15 protein-coding genes are annotated in these 18,545 nt (G+C 70.2%); 11 read left to right on the forward strand and 4 right to left on the reverse strand.

Going from position 1 to position 18,545, the window contains the following annotated elements; genetic code table 11:
* Positions 1 to 96: 96 nt before the first annotated feature.
* Together ABZ833_RS16680 and ABZ833_RS16685 are read left to right on the forward strand one after the other, a co-directional pair.
* Complete coding sequence (locus ABZ833_RS16680) at positions 97 to 1,575, forward strand: PucR family transcriptional regulator (protein ID WP_361047494.1); 1,479 nt, start codon at positions 97 to 99, stop codon at positions 1,573 to 1,575.
* Positions 1,576 to 1,714: 139 nt separating this feature from the next.
* A complete protein-coding gene (locus ABZ833_RS16685) occupies positions 1,715 to 2,512 on the forward strand; it encodes a phosphatase (protein WP_249589803.1) in 798 nt (265 codons plus the stop codon).
* 1 nt (position 2,513) lies between these two features.
* Here ABZ833_RS16685 and ABZ833_RS16690 read toward each other — a convergent pair whose 3' ends face one another.
* From ABZ833_RS16690 to ABZ833_RS16705, 4 genes are all read right to left on the reverse strand, one after another.
* On the reverse strand, positions 2,514 to 3,482 hold the full coding sequence (locus ABZ833_RS16690; protein WP_361046873.1) for a cation diffusion facilitator family transporter: 969 nt from the start codon (positions 3,480 to 3,482) through the stop codon (positions 2,514 to 2,516).
* 20 nt (positions 3,483 to 3,502) lie between these two features.
* Positions 3,503 to 4,372: an acyl-CoA thioesterase II gene (locus tag ABZ833_RS16695; RefSeq protein ID WP_361046876.1), complete on the reverse strand. Its 870-nt coding sequence runs from the start codon at positions 4,370 to 4,372 to the stop codon at positions 3,503 to 3,505.
* A 55-nt stretch (positions 4,373 to 4,427) separates the two neighbouring features.
* Positions 4,428 to 5,585, reverse strand: a complete 1,158-nt coding sequence (locus tag ABZ833_RS16700) for an acyl-CoA dehydrogenase family protein (protein WP_249589800.1) — start codon at positions 5,583 to 5,585, stop codon at positions 4,428 to 4,430.
* 117 nt (positions 5,586 to 5,702) lie between these two features.
* Positions 5,703 to 6,293: a TetR/AcrR family transcriptional regulator gene (locus ABZ833_RS16705; protein WP_361046879.1), complete on the reverse strand. Its 591-nt coding sequence runs from the start codon at positions 6,291 to 6,293 to the stop codon at positions 5,703 to 5,705.
* 87 nt (positions 6,294 to 6,380) lie between these two features.
* On the opposite strand from ABZ833_RS16705, the gene ABZ833_RS16710 reads away from it, so the two are divergent.
* The 9 genes from ABZ833_RS16710 to ABZ833_RS16750 all read left to right on the forward strand — a co-directional run bounded on the left by ABZ833_RS16710 (position 6,381) and on the right by ABZ833_RS16750 (position 18,523).
* On the forward strand, positions 6,381 to 7,997 hold the full coding sequence (locus ABZ833_RS16710) for a carboxyl transferase domain-containing protein (RefSeq protein ID WP_361046882.1): 1,617 nt from the start codon (positions 6,381 to 6,383) through the stop codon (positions 7,995 to 7,997).
* A gap of 67 nt (positions 7,998 to 8,064) precedes the next feature.
* The gene (locus tag ABZ833_RS16715) at positions 8,065 to 10,017 is read left to right on the forward strand and encodes an acetyl/propionyl/methylcrotonyl-CoA carboxylase subunit alpha (RefSeq protein ID WP_361046884.1); all 1,953 of its coding nucleotides are present in this window, start codon (positions 8,065 to 8,067) and stop codon (positions 10,015 to 10,017) included.
* Between the two features lie 41 nt (positions 10,018 to 10,058).
* A complete protein-coding gene (locus tag ABZ833_RS16720; protein ID WP_361047498.1) occupies positions 10,059 to 11,000 on the forward strand; it encodes a hydroxymethylglutaryl-CoA lyase in 942 nt (313 codons plus the stop codon).
* A 6-nt stretch (positions 11,001 to 11,006) separates the two neighbouring features.
* Entirely contained in the window at positions 11,007 to 12,161 is a 1,155-nt protein-coding gene (locus ABZ833_RS16725) for an acyl-CoA dehydrogenase family protein (protein WP_361046887.1), read from the forward strand.
* A 123-nt stretch (positions 12,162 to 12,284) separates the two neighbouring features.
* Entirely contained in the window at positions 12,285 to 13,322 is a 1,038-nt protein-coding gene (locus tag ABZ833_RS16730; protein ID WP_361046890.1) for an ABC transporter substrate-binding protein, read from the forward strand.
* Positions 13,323 to 13,487: 165 nt separating this feature from the next.
* A complete protein-coding gene (locus ABZ833_RS16735) occupies positions 13,488 to 14,936 on the forward strand; it encodes an aspartate aminotransferase family protein (protein ID WP_361046892.1) in 1,449 nt (482 codons plus the stop codon).
* 40 nt (positions 14,937 to 14,976) lie between these two features.
* Positions 14,977 to 16,212 carry a SidA/IucD/PvdA family monooxygenase gene (locus tag ABZ833_RS16740; RefSeq protein WP_361047501.1) on the forward strand — a complete coding sequence of 412 codons (1,236 nt, stop codon included), beginning with the start codon at positions 14,977 to 14,979 and terminating at the stop codon, positions 16,210 to 16,212.
* Positions 16,209 to 16,760, forward strand: coding sequence for a GNAT family N-acetyltransferase (locus ABZ833_RS16745; protein WP_361046895.1), 552 nt, complete (start codon positions 16,209 to 16,211; stop codon positions 16,758 to 16,760). The genes ABZ833_RS16740 and ABZ833_RS16745 overlap by 4 nt, the downstream gene beginning before the upstream one ends.
* Positions 16,757 to 18,523 carry an IucA/IucC family siderophore biosynthesis protein gene (locus tag ABZ833_RS16750; protein ID WP_361046898.1) on the forward strand — a complete coding sequence of 589 codons (1,767 nt, stop codon included), beginning with the start codon at positions 16,757 to 16,759 and terminating at the stop codon, positions 18,521 to 18,523. The genes ABZ833_RS16745 and ABZ833_RS16750 overlap by 4 nt, the downstream gene beginning before the upstream one ends.
* Positions 18,524 to 18,545: the final 22 nt, after the last annotated feature.

Genomic DNA, 18,545 nt, shown 5'->3' on the forward strand with positions numbered 1-18,545 from the left:
TTCACGACCAAGATGGATGGAACGTCCACCGTGCCGGACCCTGCTGCCTCATCTGCCTCCTCGTCCGCGGCCTCATCCGCCTCACCTGGCTCTCCCATCACTCCCCCCACTCCGCCGGTTCCTCTCACCGCGCTCCTCGCCCGGGAGGATCTGGGCCTGCGCCAGATCGCGGGCCCCGACGCCGGGGAGAGCGGGGCCGCCGTCCAGTGGGTGCACACCTCGGAGATGGCGGACCCCTATCCGTACCTCCTGGGCGGCGAGCTCCTGCTGACGGCGGGCGTGCACATCACGGATCCGGTGGGCGCGGGCGTCTACCTCGACGACTACGTGGCGCGCATCGTCGAGGCGGGCGGCGCGGCCCTCGGCTTCGGCGTCGCGCCCGTGCACGACACGGTGCCGCGCGCCCTGGTGACGGCCTGCGACCACTACGGGCTTCCGCTCCTGGAGGTGCCGCCGCGTACGACGTTCAGCGGGGTCGCCCGCGCGGTGTGGCAGTTGGTGGCGGAGGCCAGGCACGCGGAGCTGCGGCGCGTGACGGAGGCCCAGCAGGGCCTCGCCACGGCCGCCGCGCGCCCGGACCCGGTGCCCGCGGTCCTCCGCCAGCTCGCGGCGCGCCTGAGCGGCTGGGCGGCGCTCTACGCACCGGACGGCGCGGTGCTCCACACCGCGGGGACGGTTCCGGGAGCAGGGGTGCGCCAGGCGGTGCACGACCTCTCCGAAGTCGTGCGCCCGTCGGGACGGCCCGGCCCCGCCCCCGCATCGGCCACCGACTCCGTGGGCGGCGCCCACCTCGCCGCGTACGCCCTCGGCGGCGGACAGGGGTTCGCGCTCGGGCTCGCCGCCGAGCAGCGCGAGCCCGGGGACCACACCATCACCGGGGTCGCGGTCGTCCTGCTCTCGCTCCTGACCGGCAAGCACCAGGGCGCCGCCGACTCCGTGCGGTCGGCGGCGCTCGTGCGGCTGCTCCTGGGCTCGGCGGTGGACGATGTCGCGCCTCTCCTGGGGGCCGATCAGTGGACCGTGGTGCACGCGCGCGGGGATGCCGGTGACGACCCGGTGGCCCACGCGGTCGCCGCCTCCGCGCTGGCCGCGGCGCTGGGCAGCGGCATGGTGGACACAGACCCCGGCCAGGGCCTCGTGCGCCTCCTGCTCCCGGCCGACCGCGAGCTCACCGGTCAGCCCGGCTGGACCCTCGGCGTCTCCGCCCCCGCGCCCCCCGGCGACCTGCCGGCCGCCGACGCCCAGGCGGACCGCGCCCTGCGCCGCGCCGAGGCCACCCGAGCGCCGCTCGTCCGGCACCGCGAGGCGGGCATCGCCGCTCTGGTCGCGCCCGCCGAGGCCGCCGCCCACGCGCGCGTGCTGCTCGCCCCGCTCGGCGGCAGCGAGGCGCTCACCAAGACCCTGCGCACCTGGCTCTCCCTGCACGGCAGTTGGGACCGCACGGCAACGGCACTGGGGGTGCACCGCAACACGGTCCGGCAGCGGATCACCCGGTGCGCGACGCTCCTGGGCGCGGACCTGGACGACCCGGACGTACGAATGGAGCTGTGGTTCGCGCTGAACCGGGCCCCGTAAGGGGCGCGGGGAGCTGCGCGCCCAGCCACATGCGGCCCGCAGACGAAGAGACAACCCACCCCCGCTCAAGCCAAACGCAGTGCACCTCACAGGCCCATGCTTCGAAACGCCCCGGCCCCGCGGCCCGAGCGACGGCACAATGGGAGCCATGCCGATACCCAGTCGTCCCGCCCTTGTCGACCACCTCGTACGCTCCCGCATCGCCGGCGACGTCGCCACGCCCCGCGAGAACAACCTCAGCCACTACAGGAAGCTCGCGAACGGCGACCGCCACTACTGGCTCGGCCTGGAGCTCGGCGACCGCTGGACCGACGAGCAGGACGTCCTCGCGGTGATGGCCGAGCGGTGCGGCGTGATCGACGACGCCGAGTTCCGCCACGGGCAGGACACCATCGACCCGGAGCTGACGGTCGACGCCCTGGAGCGGATGGCGGCGCGGCTCCGCAAGGCGGCGGCCGGCAAGGAGAGGGTCCTTTTCGCCACCGGCCACCCCGGAGGCCTGCTCGACGTGCACCGCGCGACGGCGGCCGCCCTGCGCTCCGCTGGCTGCGAGATCGTCGTGATCCCGGAGGGCCTGACCGCCGACGAGGGCATGGTCTTCCAGTTCGCGGACGTGGCGATGCTGGAGCGCGGCGCGACCCTGTGGCACACGCACTCCCCCGAGCCGATGAACGCGATCCTGGACGGCCTCGAGCGCGAGGGCCGTCCGCTGCCGGACCTGGTCGTCGCGGACCACGGCTGGGCCGGACGGGCGGGCCAGCGCGGCATCGACTCCATCGGGTACGCGGACTGCAACGACCCCGCGCTGTTCATCGGCGAGGCCGAGGGCACCCTCCAGGTGACGATCCCGCTGGACGACCACGTCACCAGCCCGCGCTTCTACGACCCGATGACGGCCTACCTCCTGGACGCCGCGGGCCTCACGCCGGAGGCCTGAGTCACGGCCACGGGTTGAGCCCTTCCGCGCGCCGCTGGGAGAACCCCGGCGTGGGGTCCAGATAGACCCGTCGTACGCCGGGGAACCGCTCCCGAAGGCGCCGCTCGGCCTGTTCGCAGGCCCACTCGATCTGTGCCGCCGTGGAGGCGTCACGGAAGTCGACCTTGGCGGCGACCAGCGCCTCGCGCGGCCCCTGGAGCAGCGTCGTCAGTTCGAGCACGGCCTCGATGTGCTCGGAGGCGAGCAGCTCGTCGCGGATCTCCTGGCGCATCGGCTTCGGCAGCGGCCGGCCGATGAGGAGCTGGGCGTTGCTGCGGCCGAGCACCCAGGCGACGTACAGAAGAAGCGCGCCGATGCAGAGCGAGGCCACGCCGTCCCACACGCCCGACCCGGTGAGCTGCCCGCCGAGCAGTCCGCCGGCGGCGAGCACGAGGCCGGCCAGCGCGGCGGAGTCCTCCAGGACGACGGCCTTCACGGCGGTGTCGGGCGTGTAGCGCAGATAGCGCCCGAACGACGCCCCGAAGCGCGCCGCCTCACCACGCGCCTGCTTGACCCCTGTGCGCAGCGAGTAGCCCTCCAGGAGGAAGGCGACGGCGAGCACGATGTACGAGATGAGCGGGTCGCCCAGCTCCTCGCCCGCCACCAGCGTGTGGATGCCGTCGTAGATCGAGAAGACGGCGCCGCCGACGAAGGTGGCGACGGCCGCGAGCATCGCCCAGATGTAGCGCTCGGGCCCGTAGCCAAGGGGGTGGTCCTCGTCGGCGGGCTTCTCGCTCCGCTTCAGGGCGGTGAGGAGCAGGACCTCGGTGACGGTGTCGGCCAGGGAGTGGGCCGCTTCGGAGAGCATCGCGCTCGACCCGCTGATGACACCGGCGACGGCCTTGGCGACGGCGATCCCGAGGTTGGCGACGGCGGCGACGATGACGGTGAAGGTGCTCTCGCCGCCACCTTCTGACGGTTGCTCACTCATGTATCGGACGGTATGTCCGATCAGCGGGGAACGCGAACGACGCCTTCCTGGATGACCGTCACCGCGAGCTGCCCGTCCTGCGTCCAGATCCGGGCCTGGCCGAGGCCGCGCCCGCCGGACGCCGACGGCGACTCCTGGTCGTACAGGAGCCATTCGTCGGCCCTGAAGGGGCGGTGGAACCACATGGCGTGGTCGAGCGAGGCGCCGACGACGTCACCGACCGCCCAGCCGCCCCGGCCGTGCGCGAGCAGCACCGAGTCGAGGAGCGTCATGTCGGAGACGTACGTGGCGAGGCAGACGTGCAGCAAGGAGGCGTCGATACCGCCGTCGAGCTTGCCGTTCGTGCGGAACCACACCTGCGAGCGCGGCTCGCGGGGCTGTCCGACGGAGGCCCAGGGCGGTGCGTCCACGTAGCGCAGGTCGACGGCCGCGCGGGCCTCGATCAGCCGCTCGGCGACGTGTGCGGGCAGGTGCTGCGGCAGCATCTCCGCGGCCGTCGGCAGCGTCTCGGGGTCCGGCGCGGACGGCATCCCCGTCTGGTGCTCCAGGCCCTCCTCGTCCGTCTGGAAGGACGCGGAGAGGTGGAATATCGGCTGCCCGTGCTGGACGGCGACGACCCGGCGCGTGGTGAAGGAGCGGCCGTCGCGGATGCGGTCGACGGTGTAGACGATGGGCGCGCCCGGGTCCCCGGCGCGCAGGAAGTACGCGTGCAGGGAGTGGGCGGGCCGGTCGGCGGGGACCGTGCGGCCCGCCGCCACCAGCGCCTGGGCGGCCACCTGGCCGCCGAAGACGCGCGGGACGAGCGCCGAGCGGCTCACGCCCCGGAATATGTCCTCCTCGATCTGCTCCAGGTCGAGCAGATCGAGGAGTGACTCAAGTGCCTTGTTCATGGATCCAGTTCTACAGGGCGGTCTTTACAGCCCATGTCCTTACGGGCCGCTGTCTTTACAGGCCCATGTTCTTGGCGATGATCATCTTCATGACCTCGCTGGTGCCGCCGTAGATGCGGTTGACGCGGTTGTCCGCGTACAGGCGGGCGATGGGGTACTCGTTCATGAAGCCGTAGCCGCCGTGCAGCTGGAGGCACTTGTCGATGACGCGGTGCGCGACCTCGGTGTTGAACAGCTTCGCGGACGCGGCCTCGGCCGCGGTCAGCTCGCCCGCGTCCAGGGCCTCCAGGGCGCGGTCGGCGACGGCCTCCGCGGCGTCCACCTCGGCCTGGCAGGCGGCCAGCTCGAACTTGGTGTTCTGGAAGGAGGCGACCGTCTTGCCGAAGACCGTGCGGTCCTGGACGTACTCCTTGGCGAACCGGACGGCGGCCTTGGCCTGCGCGTACGCGCCGTAGGCGATGCCCCAGCGCTCGGAGGGGAGGTTGCTTCCGAGGTAGTAGAAGCCCTTGTTCTCCTCGCCGAGGAGGTCCTCGACGGGGACCTTGACGTCGACGAACGCCAGCTCGGCGGTGTCGGAGGTCTTCAGGCCGAGCTTGTCGAGCTTGCGGCCGATGGAGTAGCCCTCGGACTTGGTGTCGACCGCGAAGAGCGAGATGCCGAAGCGGCGGTCCTCGGCGGTGGGCGCGGAGGTGCGGGCGCAGACGATCACGCGGTCGGCGTGCACGCCGCCGGTGATGAAGGTCTTGGAGCCGTTGAGGACGTAGTGCGTGCCGTCCTCGGAGAGCTTGGCCGTGGTCTTCATGCCCGCGAGGTCGGAGCCGGTGCCCGGCTCGGTCATCGCGAGGGCCCACATCTCCTCGGCGGAGACGAACTTCTCGAGGTAGCGCTTCTTCTGCTCGTCGGTGCCGAGCGCCTTGATGTACGGCAGGGCGAGCAGCACGTGCACACCGGAGCCGCCGAAGCTGACGCCCGCGCGGGCCGTCTCCTCGTACTGGATGGCCTCGAACTTGTGCGAGTCGATGCCCGCGCCGCCGAACTCCTCGGGGACGCTGATGCCGAAGAGACCGAGCTCGGCGAGCTTGTAGTAGAACTCGCGCGGCACCTGGCCCGCGGCGAACCACTCCTCGTGGACCGGGACGACCTCGGCCTCGATGAAGGCGCGCAGGGTCTCCCGGAACGCCTCGTGGTCCTCATTGAAAACGGTACGGCGCACGGAGAACTCCTTCGATACGGCACCAGGCTCGGCCAAGCGCACACGACTAAGCGCTTGCTCAGAGAGACGTTACCCGCCGGTCACCGGACCGTCCAGAGAGAAGCCCTGTCGCTCCCGTCACGCCGCCGTCGCCGCGAACGCCCCGCGCGCGAGGCTGTGCAGCAGCTGGGCCATGGCGCTGCGGCTGGGCAGCGCGTCGCGGCGGCTGAGGTGCGGCGTGGAGTTGAGCAGCCCGAAGACCGCGTGCACGGAGACGCGGGCCGCGTTCTCGGCGAGGTCCGGATAGACCTTGCGCACGACGTCCACCCAGATCTCCACGTACTGCCGCTGGAGCTGGCGGACCAGCTTGCGGTCGGTGTCCCGCAGCCGGTCGAGCTCGCGGTCGTGCAGCGTGATCAGGGAACGGTCGTCGAGGGCGAAGTCGATGTGCCCCTCGATGAGCGCGTCGAGCGTCTGCTCCGGCGACCCGTCCGCCTCGGCCACACACCGCTTGCCGCCGGTCAGGAGCTGCCCGCTGATGCCGACGAGCAGCTCGGCGAGCATCGCGTCCTTGCCCGGGAAGTGGCGGTAGAGACCGGGCCCGCTGATACCGACGGCCGCTCCTATCTCGTCCACTCCTACGCCGTGGAAGCCGCGCTCGGCGAAGAGCCGGGCGGCTTCCTTGAGGATCTGCTCGCGACGGGTGGGGGCGTCGGTTCTGGTGGCCATGGAATCAATTCTAGACAGGGCGGTTAGCGCTCGTTAACCTGATGGAAACGCGTTAACGCTCATTAACCGAGCAAGGGGGCTCGACTGATGCTGCAGGCACCAGTGCTGGGGACCGCGGCTGATCCCGCGTCCGAGGCATGGCGGACGAACGAGGAGGCGCACCGCGCCCTCGTCGACGACCTGCGGGCCCGGCTCGCGGCGGCCAGGCTCGGCGGCGGCGAGCGGTCCCGGGCCCGCCATGTCGCGCGCGGCAAGCTGCTGCCCCGCGACCGCGTGGACGCCCTGCTCGACCCCGGCTCGCCCTTCCTGGAGCTGGCACCACTCGCGGCCGACGGGCTGTACGGCGGGGACGCACCGGCGGCCGGAGTCATCGCGGGCATCGGCCGGGTCTCCGGGCGCACCTGCGTGATCGTCGCCAATGACGCCACCGTCAAGGGCGGCACGTATTACCCCATGACGGTGAAGAAGCACCTGCGCGCCCAGGAGGTCGCGCTGGAGAACCGCCTCCCCTGTCTGTATCTCGTGGACTCGGGCGGCGCCTTCCTGCCCATGCAGGACGACGTCTTCCCGGACCGCGAGCACTTCGGGCGGATCTTCTACAACCAGGCGCGGATGTCCGGAGCGGGCGTCCCGCAGATCGCGGCCGTGCTCGGCTCGTGCACGGCCGGAGGGGCGTACGTCCCCGCGATGAGCGACGAGGCGGTGATCGTCCGCAATCAGGGGACGATCTTCCTCGGCGGCCCGCCCCTGGTGAAGGCCGCGACCGGCGAGGTCGTGACGGCCGAGGAGCTGGGCGGCGGCGAGGTCCACTCCCGGGTCTCCGGAGTGACGGACCACCTCGCCGAGGACGACGCGCACGCGCTGCGGATCGTCCGGACGATCGTCTCCACCCTCCCCGACCGTGCCGAACTCCCCTGGTCCGTGCGCCCGGTCGAGGAGCCGAAGGTCGATCCTGCCGGGCTCTATGGAGCGGTGCCGACGGACTCCCGCACCCCCTATGACGTCCGCGAGGTCATCGCGCGCGTGGTCGACGGCTCCCGCTTCGCCGAGTTCAAGGCGGAGTACGGCCAGACGCTGATCACGGGCTTCGCCCACCTCCACGGCCACCCGGTCGGCATCATCGCGAACAACGGCATCCTGTTCTCCGAGTCCGCCCAGAAGGGCGCCCACTTCATCGAGCTGTGCGACCAGCGCGGCATCCCCCTTGTCTTCCTGCAGAACATCTCCGGCTTCATGGTCGGCCGGGACTATGAGGCGGGCGGCATCGCCAAGCACGGCGCCAAGATGGTCACGGCGGTGGCCTGCACGCGCGTGCCGAAGCTGACGGTCGTGATCGGCGGTTCGTACGGCGCGGGGAACTACTCGATGTGCGGCCGTGCCTACTCCCCCCGCTTCCTGTGGATGTGGCCGAACGCCAAGATCTCCGTGATGGGCGGCGAGCAGGCCGCATCGGTCCTGGCGACCGTCAAGCGCGACCAGCTGGAGGCGCGCGGCGAGGAGTGGTCGGAGGCGGACGAGCAGGCCTTCAAGGACCCGGTCCGCGCCCAGTACGAAGCGCAGGGCAACGCCTATTACGCCACCGCGCGGCTGTGGGACGACGGCGTGATCGACCCCATGGAGACCCGGCAGGTCCTCGGCCTCGCCCTGACCGCGTGCGCCGAGGCCCCGCTGGGCGAGCCCGGCTTCGGCGTCTTCCGGATGTGAGGCGGCCATGACCGGGTCCAGGAGTGCCACGAATTCCAGGAGTTCAAGCAGTTCCAGGAGAGGGACGATGTTCGACACGGTGCTGGTCGCCAACAGGGGCGAGATCGCGGTCCGCGTCATCCGGACGCTGCGGGCGCTCGGCGTGCGCTCGGTCGCCGTGTTCAGCGACGCGGACGCGGACGCCCGGCATGTGCGGGAGGCGGACACGGCCGTGCGCCTGGGCCCCGCACCGGCCTCCGAGAGCTATCTCTCGGCCGAGCGGCTGCTCGAGGCGGCGGCCCGCAGCGGCGCCCAGGCCGTCCACCCGGGGTATGGCTTCCTCGCGGAGAACGCCGAGTTCGCGCGGGCCTGCGCGGAGGCCGGCCTGGTCTTCATCGGGCCGCCCGCATCGGCCATCGACCTGATGGGCGACAAGATCCGCGCCAAGGAGACGGTCCAGGCGGCCGGGGTCCCGGTGGTCCCCGGATCGTCGGGCAGCGGCCTGACCGACGCCCAACTGGCCGACGCCGCCCGCGAGATCGGCATGCCGGTGCTGCTCAAGCCCTCTGCGGGCGGCGGCGGCAAGGGCATGCGCCTGGTGCGGGACGCGGCGCTGCTCGCGGACGAGATCGCCGCCGCGCGGCGCGAGGCGCGGTCCTCCTTCGGTGACGACACGCTGCTGGTGGAGCGGTGGATCGACCGCCCCCGGCACATCGAGATCCAGGTCCTCGCGGACGGCCACGGGAACGTGATCCACCTCGGTGAGCGCGAGTGCTCGCTCCAGCGCCGCCACCAGAAGATCATCGAGGAGGCCCCGAGCGTCCTGCTCGACGAGGCCACGCGCGCGTCGATGGGCGAGGCCGCGGTCCAGGCCGCGCGCTCCTGCGGGTATGCGGGCGCGGGCACGGTGGAGTTCATCGTGCCGGGCAAGGACCCGGCTTCGTACTACTTCATGGAGATGAACACCCGGCTCCAGGTCGAGCACCCGGTCACGGAGCTCATCACCGGCATCGACCTGGTGGAGTGGCAGCTGCGGGTCGCCGCCGGCGAGGAACTGCCGTACGGCCAGCAGGACATCACGCTCACGGGCCACGCGATCGAGGCCCGCGTCTGCGCGGAGGACCCGTCCCGCGGGTTCCTGCCGTCCGGCGGGACCGTCCTCGCCCTGCACGAGCCGCAGGGCGACGGCGTGCGGACCGACTCCGGCCTGAGCGAGGGCACGGAGGTCGGCAGTCTGTACGACCCGATGCTGTCGAAGGTCATCGCGTACGGCCCGGACCGCCCCACCGCACTGCGCAAGCTGCGGGCCGCCCTCGCGGAGACGGTCACGCTGGGGGTGCCGACGAACGCGGGGTTCCTGCGGCGGCTGCTCGCCCACCCGGCGGTGGTCTCCGGGGAGTTGGACACGGGCCTCGTGGAGCGCGAGGCGCAGGACCTGGTCCCGCAGGGCGTACCCGACGAGGTGTACGAAGCCGCAGCGGCCCTGCGCGCCGCCGCCCTCGAACCCACCGGTGACGGCTGGCGGGACCCGTTCTCGGTGCCGAGGGGCTGGCGCCTGGGCGGCACCCCTGCCCCGCTGACGCACCATCTGCGCGTGCCGGGACACGACCCTGTCGCGCACGTCGCGGGCGAGGGCCCGCGCACGGTGGAGCCCGGCAGCGTCACGGTCCACGTGGACGGCCTCACCCACACCTTCCACCGCGCGGCCGACTGGCTCGGCAGGGACGGCGACGCCTGGCATGTCCAGGACTTCGACCCCGTGGCGGCGAGCCTCACCGGCGCCGCCCACAGCGGTGCGGACGCCCTCACCGCCCCCATGCCCGGCACCGTCACGGTCGTCAAGGTGTCCACCGGCGACCGCGTGGCCCAGGGGCAGAGCCTCCTCGTGGTGGAGGCCATGAAGATGGAGCACGTCATCTCCGCCCCGCACGCGGGCACCGTCAGCGAACTCGACGTCTCGGCGGGCTCGACCGTCGCCATGGACCAGGTCCTGGCCGTGGTGATCCCCGACGAGACCCCCGAAGCGGAGGGCGAGAAATGACCACCGAAGCGACAACCGGCGCGCAGCCCGGCCCCCTCCCCATGGTCGTCCCCACCCAGGCCCTCCCGCCCCGCGTCCGTATCCACGAAGTGGGCGCACGGGACGGCCTGCAGAACGAGAAGGCGGTCGTCCCCACGGAGATCAAGGCGGAGTTCATCCACCGCCTGGCCGCCGCGGGCCTCACGACCGTCGAGGCGACGAGCTTCGTGCACCCCAAGTGGGTGCCCCAACTGGCCGACTCCGAGCAGCTGTTCCCCCTCGTGCGGGACCTCGCACAGGACGGGAGGGCCAAGCTCCCCGTCCTGGTGCCGAACGACCGGGGCCTGGACCGCGCCCTGGCGCTCGGCGCCCGCAGCATCGCCGTCTTCGTCAGTGCCACGGAGTCCTTCGCCAAGGCCAACCTCAACCGCACGATGGACGAGGCCCTCGCGATGTCGGAGCCGGTCGTGGCCCGCGCCCGCGAGCAGAAGGTGCAGGTGCGGGGCTATCTCTCCATGTGCTTCGGCGACCCGTGGGAGGGCCCCGTGCCCATCGCCCAGGTCGTCCGCACCGCGAAGTCCCTCCTGGACATGGGCTGCGAGGAGCTGAGCCTCGGCGACACCATCGGCGTGGCCACGCCGGGCCATGTCCTGGCCCTCCTGGCCGAGTTGAACGAAGAGGGCGTGCCGACGGACCGCATCGGCGTGCACTTCCACGACACGTACGGCCAGGCGCTCGCCAACACCCTCGCCGCCCTGCAGCACGGAGTCAGCACGGTCGACGCCTCGGCGGGCGGCCTCGGCGGCTGTCCGTACGCGAAGAGCGCCACCGGCAACCTCGCCACCGAAGACCTCGTATGGATGCTCGACGGCCTCGGCATCGAGACCGGCGTCGACCTCGGCCGCCTCACCGCCACCAGCGCGTGGATGGCCGAACAACTGGGCCGACCCAGCCCCTCCCGCACCGTCCGTGCCCTGACGGGCACCTCCCACCAGGAGCAGTGAAGAACGATGGACCACCGTCTGTCCCCCGAGCACGAAGAACTCCGCCGCACGGTCGAGGAGTTCGCGCACGACGTCGTCGCCCCCAAGATCGGCGACCTGTACGAACGGCACGAGTTCCCGTACGAGATCGTGCGCGAGATGGGCCGCATGGGCCTGTTCGGCCTGCCCTTCCCCGAGGAGCACGGCGGCATGGGCGGCGACTATCTCGCCCTCGGCATCGCGCTCGAAGAGCTGGCGCGGGTCGACTCCTCGGTGGCGATCACCCTGGAGGCGGGCGTCTCGCTCGGTGCGATGCCGATCCACCTCTTCGGCACGGACGAGCAGAAGCGCGAGTGGCTGCCCCGGCTCTGCTCCGGTGAACTCCTGGGCGCCTTCGGCCTGACCGAGCCGGACGGCGGCTCGGACGCGGGCGGCACCCGCACGACCGCGGTGCGGGACGGCGACGAGTGGGTGATCAACGGCTCCAAGTGCTTCATCACCAACTCCGGCACGGACATCACGGGCCTGGTCACGGTCACCGCCGTCACCGGCCGCAAGGAGGACGGCCGCCCGCTGATCTCCTCGATCATCGTGCCGTCCGGGACACCGGGATTCACGGTCGCGGCTCCGTACTCGAAGGTCGGCTGGAACGCCTCGGACACCCGTGAGCTGGCCTTCTCGGACGTGCGGGTCCCGGTGGCGAACCTCCTGGGCGAAGAGGGCCGCGGCTATGCCCAGTTCCTGCGGATCCTGGACGAGGGCCGGGTCGCGATCTCCGCGCTCGCCACGGGCCTGGCGCAGGGCTGCGTCGACGAGTCCGTGAAGTACGCCAAGGAACGGCACGCCTTCGGCAAGCCGATCGGGGCGAATCAGGCGATCCAGTTCAAGATCGCCGACATGGAGATGCGGGCGCACATGGCCCGGGTCGGCTGGCGGGACGCGGCGTCGCGCCTCGTCGGCGGGGAGCCCTTCAAGAAGGAGGCGGCGATCGCGAAGCTCTACTCCTCCACGGTCGCCGTCGACAACGCCCGCGAGGCCACCCAGATCCACGGCGGGTACGGCTTCATGAACGAGTATCCCGTGGCACGCATGTGGCGGGACTCCAAGATCCTGGAGATCGGCGAGGGCACCAGCGAGGTGCAGCGCATGCTGATCGCCAGGGAGCTGGGATTCGCGGGATAACCACCCGCACCCCGGGGAAGGCGACCGCGGGGGCCACTGGACTTCACATTAGGTTAGGTTAACCTAAGCGCTAGTTCCGGCCAGTGGCCCCGCCGCCGTCCTCACGAAAGCAGAGACCCTCATATGTCCCACGCCCGCTTCCCTCAGCCCTCCCGCCGCGGCATTCTCGCCGCCGGCGGCGCCCTCGGCCTCACGGCCCTGCTGGCAGCCTGCGGTGACGAGAAGAAGAGCGGCTCGGGCAAGGCGGACGCCGGCGACTCCGGCCCCTGGAGCTTCAAGGACGACCGCGGCAAGACCGCGAAGCAGGACTCGACCCCGAAGAACATCGTCGCCTTCACCGGCGTCGCCGCCGCCCTCTTCGACTACGGCATCGAGGTCAAGGGCGTCTTCGGCCCGACCAAGGCCAAGGGCGGCAAGGCCGATGTCCAGGCCGGTGACATGGACATCAGCAAGCTGACGATCCTGGGCAACGAATGGGGGAAGTTCAACATCGAGAAGTACGCGAGTCTCGCCCCCGACCTCCTCGTCTCCACGATGTTCGACGACGCGGGCACCCTCTGGTCCGTCCCCGAGGACAGCAAGGACAAGATCCTCAAGCTCGCCCCGAGCGTCGGCGTCAGCGTCTACGACCGCCAGATGACCGAGCCCCTCCAGCGCCTCCTGGCGCTCGCCGAGTCGCTCGGCGCGGACGTGAAGGCCGACAAGGTCGTCAAGGCGAAGAAGCGCTTCGAGGCCGCCGCCGAGCGACTGCGCAAGGTCGCCAAGGCGAACAAGGACATCAAGGTCCTCGTCGGCTCGGCGAGCCAGGACATCTTCTACGTCTCCGGCACGAACCTCTCCGCCGACCTGGAGTACTTCAAGGCCCTCGGCGTGAACTTCGTCGAGCCGTCCGAGAGCGCCAAGAAGGCGAGCGGCGGCTGGTTCGAGAACCTGAGCTGGGAGAACGTCAACAAGCACGCCGCGGACGTCATCATGATGGACAACCGCACCGCCACGATCCAGCCCGCCGACATCGAGAAGCCGACCTGGGCGAAGCTGCCCGCGGTCAAGGCCGGGCAGGTCATCCCCCGTGTCACCGAGCCCATTTACTCGTACGACAAGTGCGCCCCGATCCTCGAGGACCTCGCCGACGCGATCGAGAAGGCCAAGAAGGTCAGCTGACCCTCTCCCCGAAGGCCTCACAGCACAGCCCTCTCCGCATTCCGGAGAGGGCTGTTCCGTTTTTGTGCCTCCTGGTGACCACAGGGACCCCCTGGGTTTAACCCGGGAGGGAGTTAGGTTAGGCTTACCTCACTTCCCCCAAGTCCCCTCACCCAGAGGAAGTTCATGCGCTCGCACCTGCTCAACGACACCACCGCGGAGCGTTACCGCAGTTCCGTGACCGAAGGAGTCGAGCGGGTGGCGGCCAGGATCGCCACCACCTCCCGTCCTTTCACCGGCATATCCGTCGACGACCTCGCGCCCCGCATCGAGGCCGTCGACCTGGACGAGCCCCTGCACGACACCATCGCCGCCCTGGACGAGCTCGACGAGCTCTACCTGCGCGACGCCGTGTACTTCCACCATCCCCGCTACCTCGCGCACCTCAACTGCCCGGTCGTCATTCCGGCCGTGCTCGGCGAGGCCGTGCTCTCCGCGGTCAACTCTTCCCTCGACACGTGGGATCAGTCCGCCGGCGGCACACTGATCGAGCGCCGTCTCATCGACTGGACGGCCGACCGCATCGGGCTCGGCCCGGCCGCCGACGGCGTGTTCACCAGCGGCGGCTCGCAGTCCAACCTCCAGGCCATGCTGCTCGCCCGCGAGGAGGCCGCCAAGGCGGGAAAGCCGGCCACCGAGCTGCGCATCTTCGCCTCCGAGGTCGGCCACTTCAGCATCCAGAAGGCCGCGACGCTGCTCGGCCTCGGCGAGGACGCCGTGATCGTCATCCCCACCGATCACAACAAGCGCATGCAGACCGTGGCACTCGCCCGTGAGCTGGAGCGCTGCCGCGACAACGACCTCACCCCCATGGCGGTCGTCGCCACGGCGGGCACCACCGACTTCGGCTCCATCGACCCGCTGCCCGAGATCGCCGAACTGTGCGAGCAGTACGGCACCTGGATGCACGTCGACGCGGCGTACGGCTGCGGTCTGCTCGCCTCGCTCAAGAACCGTCACCTCATCGACGGCATCGAGCGCGCCGACTCCGTCACCGTCGACTACCACAAGTCCTTCTTCCAGCCGGTGAGTTCCTCCGCTGTCCTGGTCCGTGACCGCTCCACGCTGAGCCACGCGACGTACCACGCGGAGTACCTCAACCCGCGCCGCATGGTGCAGGAGCGCATCCCCAACCAGGTCGACAAGTCCCTCCAGACGACGCGGCGCTTCGACGCCCTCAAGCTGTGGATGACCCTGCGCGTGATGGGCGCCGACGCCATCGGCGAGCTCTTCGACTCCGTCTGCGACATGGCGGACGACGGCTGGCGGCTGCTGGCCGCCGACCCCCGCTACGACGTCGTCGTGGAGCCGCAGCTCTCGACGCTCGTCTTCCGCTACATCCCCGAGTCGATCTGCGACCCGACCGCGATCGACCGCGCCAACCTGTACGCCCGCAAGGCCCTGTTCGCCTCCGGTGACGCCGTCGTCGCGGGCACCAAGGTCGGCGAGCGCCAGTACCTCAAGTTCACCCTGCTCAACCCCGAGACCACGGTCGCCGACATCACGGCCGTCCTCGATCTGATCGCCGGCCACGCCGAGCAGTACCTGGGAGAGACCCTTGACCGCGCTTCCTGATCACAGCGAATCAGTGGAACCACTGGAGCCGCTGGACTTCATCGGTATCGGCCTTGGCCCCTTCAACCTCGGCCTCGCCTGTCTGACCGAACCCATCGACGAGCTCAGCGGCCTCTTCCTGGAGTCCAAGCCGGACTTCGAGTGGCACTCGGGCATGTTCCTGGAGGGCGCTCACCTCCAGACCCCGTTCATGTCCGACCTCGTCACCCTCGCGGACCCGACGTCCCCCTACTCCTTCCTCAACTACCTGAAGGAATCAGGGCGGCTCTACTCGTTCTACATCCGCGAGAACTTCTATCCCCTGCGCACCGAGTACAACGACTACTGCCGCTGGGCCGCCGCGAAGCTCTCCTCCATCCGCTTCAGCACGACGGTGACCGAGGTGACGTACGCGGATGATCTGTACGTCGTCCACACCACCACCGGCGACACCTTCCGCGCCCGCCACCTCGTCCTGGGGACCGGCACTCCGCCGCACATCCCCGAGTCGTGCGCGGACCTCGGCGGGGACTTCATCCACAACTCCCGCTATCTCCAGTCCAAGCAGGAGCTCCAGAAGAAGGAGTCGATCACGCTCGTCGGCAGCGGCCAGTCCGCCGCCGAGATCTACTACGACCTCCTGAGCGAGATCGACGTCCACGGCTACAAGCTCAACTGGGTCACGCGCTCCCCGCGCTTCTTCCCCCTTGAGTACACGAAGCTGACGCTGGAGATGACCTCCCCGGAGTACGTCGACTACTTCCACGCGCTGCCGGAAGCGACCCGCTACCGCCTTCAGGATCAGCAGAAGACGCTCTTCAAGGGCATCGACGGCGACCTGATCAACGAGATCTTCGACCTGCTCTACCAGAAGAACCTCGGCGGCCCGGTCCCCACGCGGCTGCTCACCAACTCCTCGCTGCAGAGCGCGCGTCACGAGAACGGCAGCTACACCCTGGGCCTGCGCCAGGACGAGCAGGGCAAGGACTTCGAGCTCAGCTCCGAGGGCCTGATCCTGGCCACCGGCTACCAGTACGTCACGCCCGACTTCCTGGAGCCGGTCCGCGACCGCATCCGCTGGGACGGCCGCGGCCGCTTCGAGGTCGCCCGCAACTACTCGATCGACACAACGGGACGCGGCATCTTCCTGCAGAACGGCGCCGTGCACACCCACTCCCTGACCAGCCCCGACCTGGGCATGGGCCCGTACCGCAACGCGTACATCATCGGTGAGCTGCTCGGCTCCGAGTACTACCCCGTCGAGAAGTCCATCGCGTTCCAGGAGTTCGCCGTATGAGCAACACCGCAGACCTGACCCTGCGCCCCCTCGACCCCCTGAGGGACTCCGAGCTCCTGCACGGCTGGGTCACCCACCCCAAGGCCTCGTTCTGGATGATGCAGGACGCGACGCTGCCGGACGTCGAGCGCGAGTACATGGCGATCGCCGCCCACGAGCACCACGACGCGTTCATCGGCCTGCACAAAGGCGTCCCCGCCTTCCTGATGGAGCGCTACGACCCCCGGTACGTCGAGCTCGTCGGCCTCTACGAGCCGCAGCCCGGCGACGTGGGCATGCACTTCCTCACGGCGCCGTCCGACGTCCGCATCCCCGGCTTCACCCGTGACGTGATCACCAAGGTCATGGAGACGCTCTTCGCCGACCCGGCGACCGAGCGCGTGGTGGTCGAGCCCGACGTCGACAACACGGCCGTGCACGCCCTCAACGAAGCCGTCGGGTTCCGTGCGGCCGAAGTCATCCAGAAGCCGGAGAAGAAGGCTCTGCTGAGCTTCTGCACCCGCGAACAGTTCGACACAGCAGTACGCGAAAGGGAATCGGCGATATGACCCTGTCCGACGCCACGGCGCACCTCTCCCCCGAGCGCTGGGAGCAGGCCAACCGCCTCCTCATCCGCAAGGCCATCGCCGAGTTCGCCCACGAGCGGCTCTTCACCCCGGAGCCACTGGGCGACGACAAATACGTCATCCGCAGCGACGACGCCCTGACCCGCTACCGCTTCACCGCCAAGCGGCTGCGGCTCGACCACTGGCAGGTCGACGCCGACTCGATCTCCCGGCACCGCGACGGCACCGAACTCCCGCTCAACGCGCTCGACTTCTTCATCGAGCTGCGTACGGCGCTCGGCCTGAGCGACGAGATCCTGCCGGTCTACCTGGAGGAGATCTCCTCCACCCTCTCGGGCACCTGCTACAAACTCACCAAGCCCGCGATCCCCTCCGCCGAGCTCTCCCGCTCCGGCTTCCAGGAGATCGAGACGGGCATGACCGAGGGCCACCCCTGCTTCGTCGCCAACAATGGCCGACTCGGCTTCGGCGTGCACGAGTACCTCTCGTACGCCCCCGAGACCGCGAGCCCCGTACGGCTCGTGTGGCTGGCGGCCAGCAAGGAGCGCGCCGCGTTCACCGCGGGCGCCGGAATCGACTACGAGTCGTTCTTCCGGGCCGAGCTGGGCCAGGAGACCCTGGACCGCTTCGACCGCAAACTCCGCGACCAGGGCCTGGACCCGGACGACTACCTCCTGATCCCGGCCCACCCCTGGCAGTGGTGGAACAAGCTGTCGGTGACCTTCGCGGCCGAGGTCGCCCAGCGGCACCTGGTCTGCCTGGGCGAGGGCGACGACGAGTACCTGGCCCAGCAGTCGATCCGTACGTTCTTCAACACGAGCGACCCGGCCAAGCACTACGTCAAAACGGCCCTCTCGGTCATCAACATGGGCTTCATGCGCGGGCTTTCGGCCGCGTACATGGAGGCGACCCCGGCGATCAACGACTGGCTCGCGAACCTCATCGACACCGACGAGACCCTGAAGTCGACCGGCCTGACGATCATCCGCGAGCGCGCGGCCGTCGGCTATCGCCACCTGGAGTACGAGGCCGCGACCGACCGCTACTCCCCGTACCGCAAAATGCTCGCGGCCCTGTGGCGCGAGAGCCCCGTCCCGTCCCTGGCGGAGGGCGAGCAGCTGGCCACGATGGCCTCGCTCCTGCACACCGACCTCGACGGCGCGTCCTTCGCGGGCGCCCTCATCGAGCGCTCGGGGCTCACCCCCGCCGAGTGGCTGCGCGGCTACCTGCACGCGTACCTGACGCCGCTGCTGCACAGCTTCTACATGTACGACCTCGTCTTCATGCCGCACGGCGAGAACGTCATCCTGGTGCTCAAGGACGGCGTCGTACAGCGGGCGATCTTCAAGGACATCGCCGAGGAGATCGCGGTCATGGACCCGGACGCGGTGCTCCCGCCGACGGTGGAGCGGCTGCGGGTCGAGGTCCCCGACGACCAGAAGCTCCTGTCCATCTTCACGGACGTCTTCGACTGCTTCTTCCGCTTCCTGTCCGCGAACCTCGTCACCGAGGGCCTGGTGGACGAGGAGACGTTCTGGGGCGCCGTCGCCGAGTGCGTCACCGCCTACCAGGAGGCAACGCCCCAACTGGCCGACAAGTTCAAGCAGTTCGACATGTTCGCCCCCGAGTTCGCGCGCTCCTGCCTGAACAGGCTCCAGCTGCGGGACAACGAACAGATGGTGGACCTCGCCGATCCGGCGGGCGCGCTCCAGCTGGTCGGGACGCTGAAGAACCCGATCGCGTAGGGCCCACGAACCAGGTGGGGCT

The organism is Streptomyces sp. NPDC047525 (genome assembly GCF_040643025.1).
In the GTDB taxonomy this organism is placed as follows: Bacteria; Actinomycetota; Actinomycetes; order Streptomycetales; family Streptomycetaceae; genus Streptomyces; species Streptomyces durmitorensis.

Bases quoted from the DNA above. Each gene is read 5' to 3' on its own strand.
- ABZ833_RS16695 (WP_361046876.1), bottom strand. From the start codon at position 4,372: ATGAACAAGGCACTTGAGTCACTCCTCGATCTGCTCGACCTGGAGCAG.
- ABZ833_RS16715 (WP_361046884.1), top strand. From the start codon at position 8,065: ATGTTCGACACGGTGCTGGTCGCCAACAGGGGCGAGATCGCGGTCCGC.
- ABZ833_RS16705 (WP_361046879.1), bottom strand. From the start codon at position 6,293: ATGGCCACCAGAACCGACGCCCCCACCCGTCGCGAGCAGATCCTCAAG.
- ABZ833_RS16725 (WP_361046887.1), top strand. From the start codon at position 11,007: ATGGACCACCGTCTGTCCCCCGAGCACGAAGAACTCCGCCGCACGGTC.
- ABZ833_RS16710 (WP_361046882.1), top strand. From the start codon at position 6,381: ATGCTGCAGGCACCAGTGCTGGGGACCGCGGCTGATCCCGCGTCCGAG.
- ABZ833_RS16685 (WP_249589803.1), top strand. From the start codon at position 1,715: ATGGGAGCCATGCCGATACCCAGTCGTCCCGCCCTTGTCGACCACCTC.
- ABZ833_RS16745 (WP_361046895.1), top strand. From the start codon at position 16,209: ATGAGCAACACCGCAGACCTGACCCTGCGCCCCCTCGACCCCCTGAGG.
- ABZ833_RS16720 (WP_361047498.1), top strand. From the start codon at position 10,059: ATGGTCGTCCCCACCCAGGCCCTCCCGCCCCGCGTCCGTATCCACGAA.
- ABZ833_RS16730 (WP_361046890.1), top strand. From the start codon at position 12,285: ATGTCCCACGCCCGCTTCCCTCAGCCCTCCCGCCGCGGCATTCTCGCC.
- ABZ833_RS16750 (WP_361046898.1), top strand. From the start codon at position 16,757: ATGACCCTGTCCGACGCCACGGCGCACCTCTCCCCCGAGCGCTGGGAG.
- ABZ833_RS16735 (WP_361046892.1), top strand. From the start codon at position 13,488: ATGCGCTCGCACCTGCTCAACGACACCACCGCGGAGCGTTACCGCAGT.
- ABZ833_RS16690 (WP_361046873.1), bottom strand. From the start codon at position 3,482: ATGAGTGAGCAACCGTCAGAAGGTGGCGGCGAGAGCACCTTCACCGTC.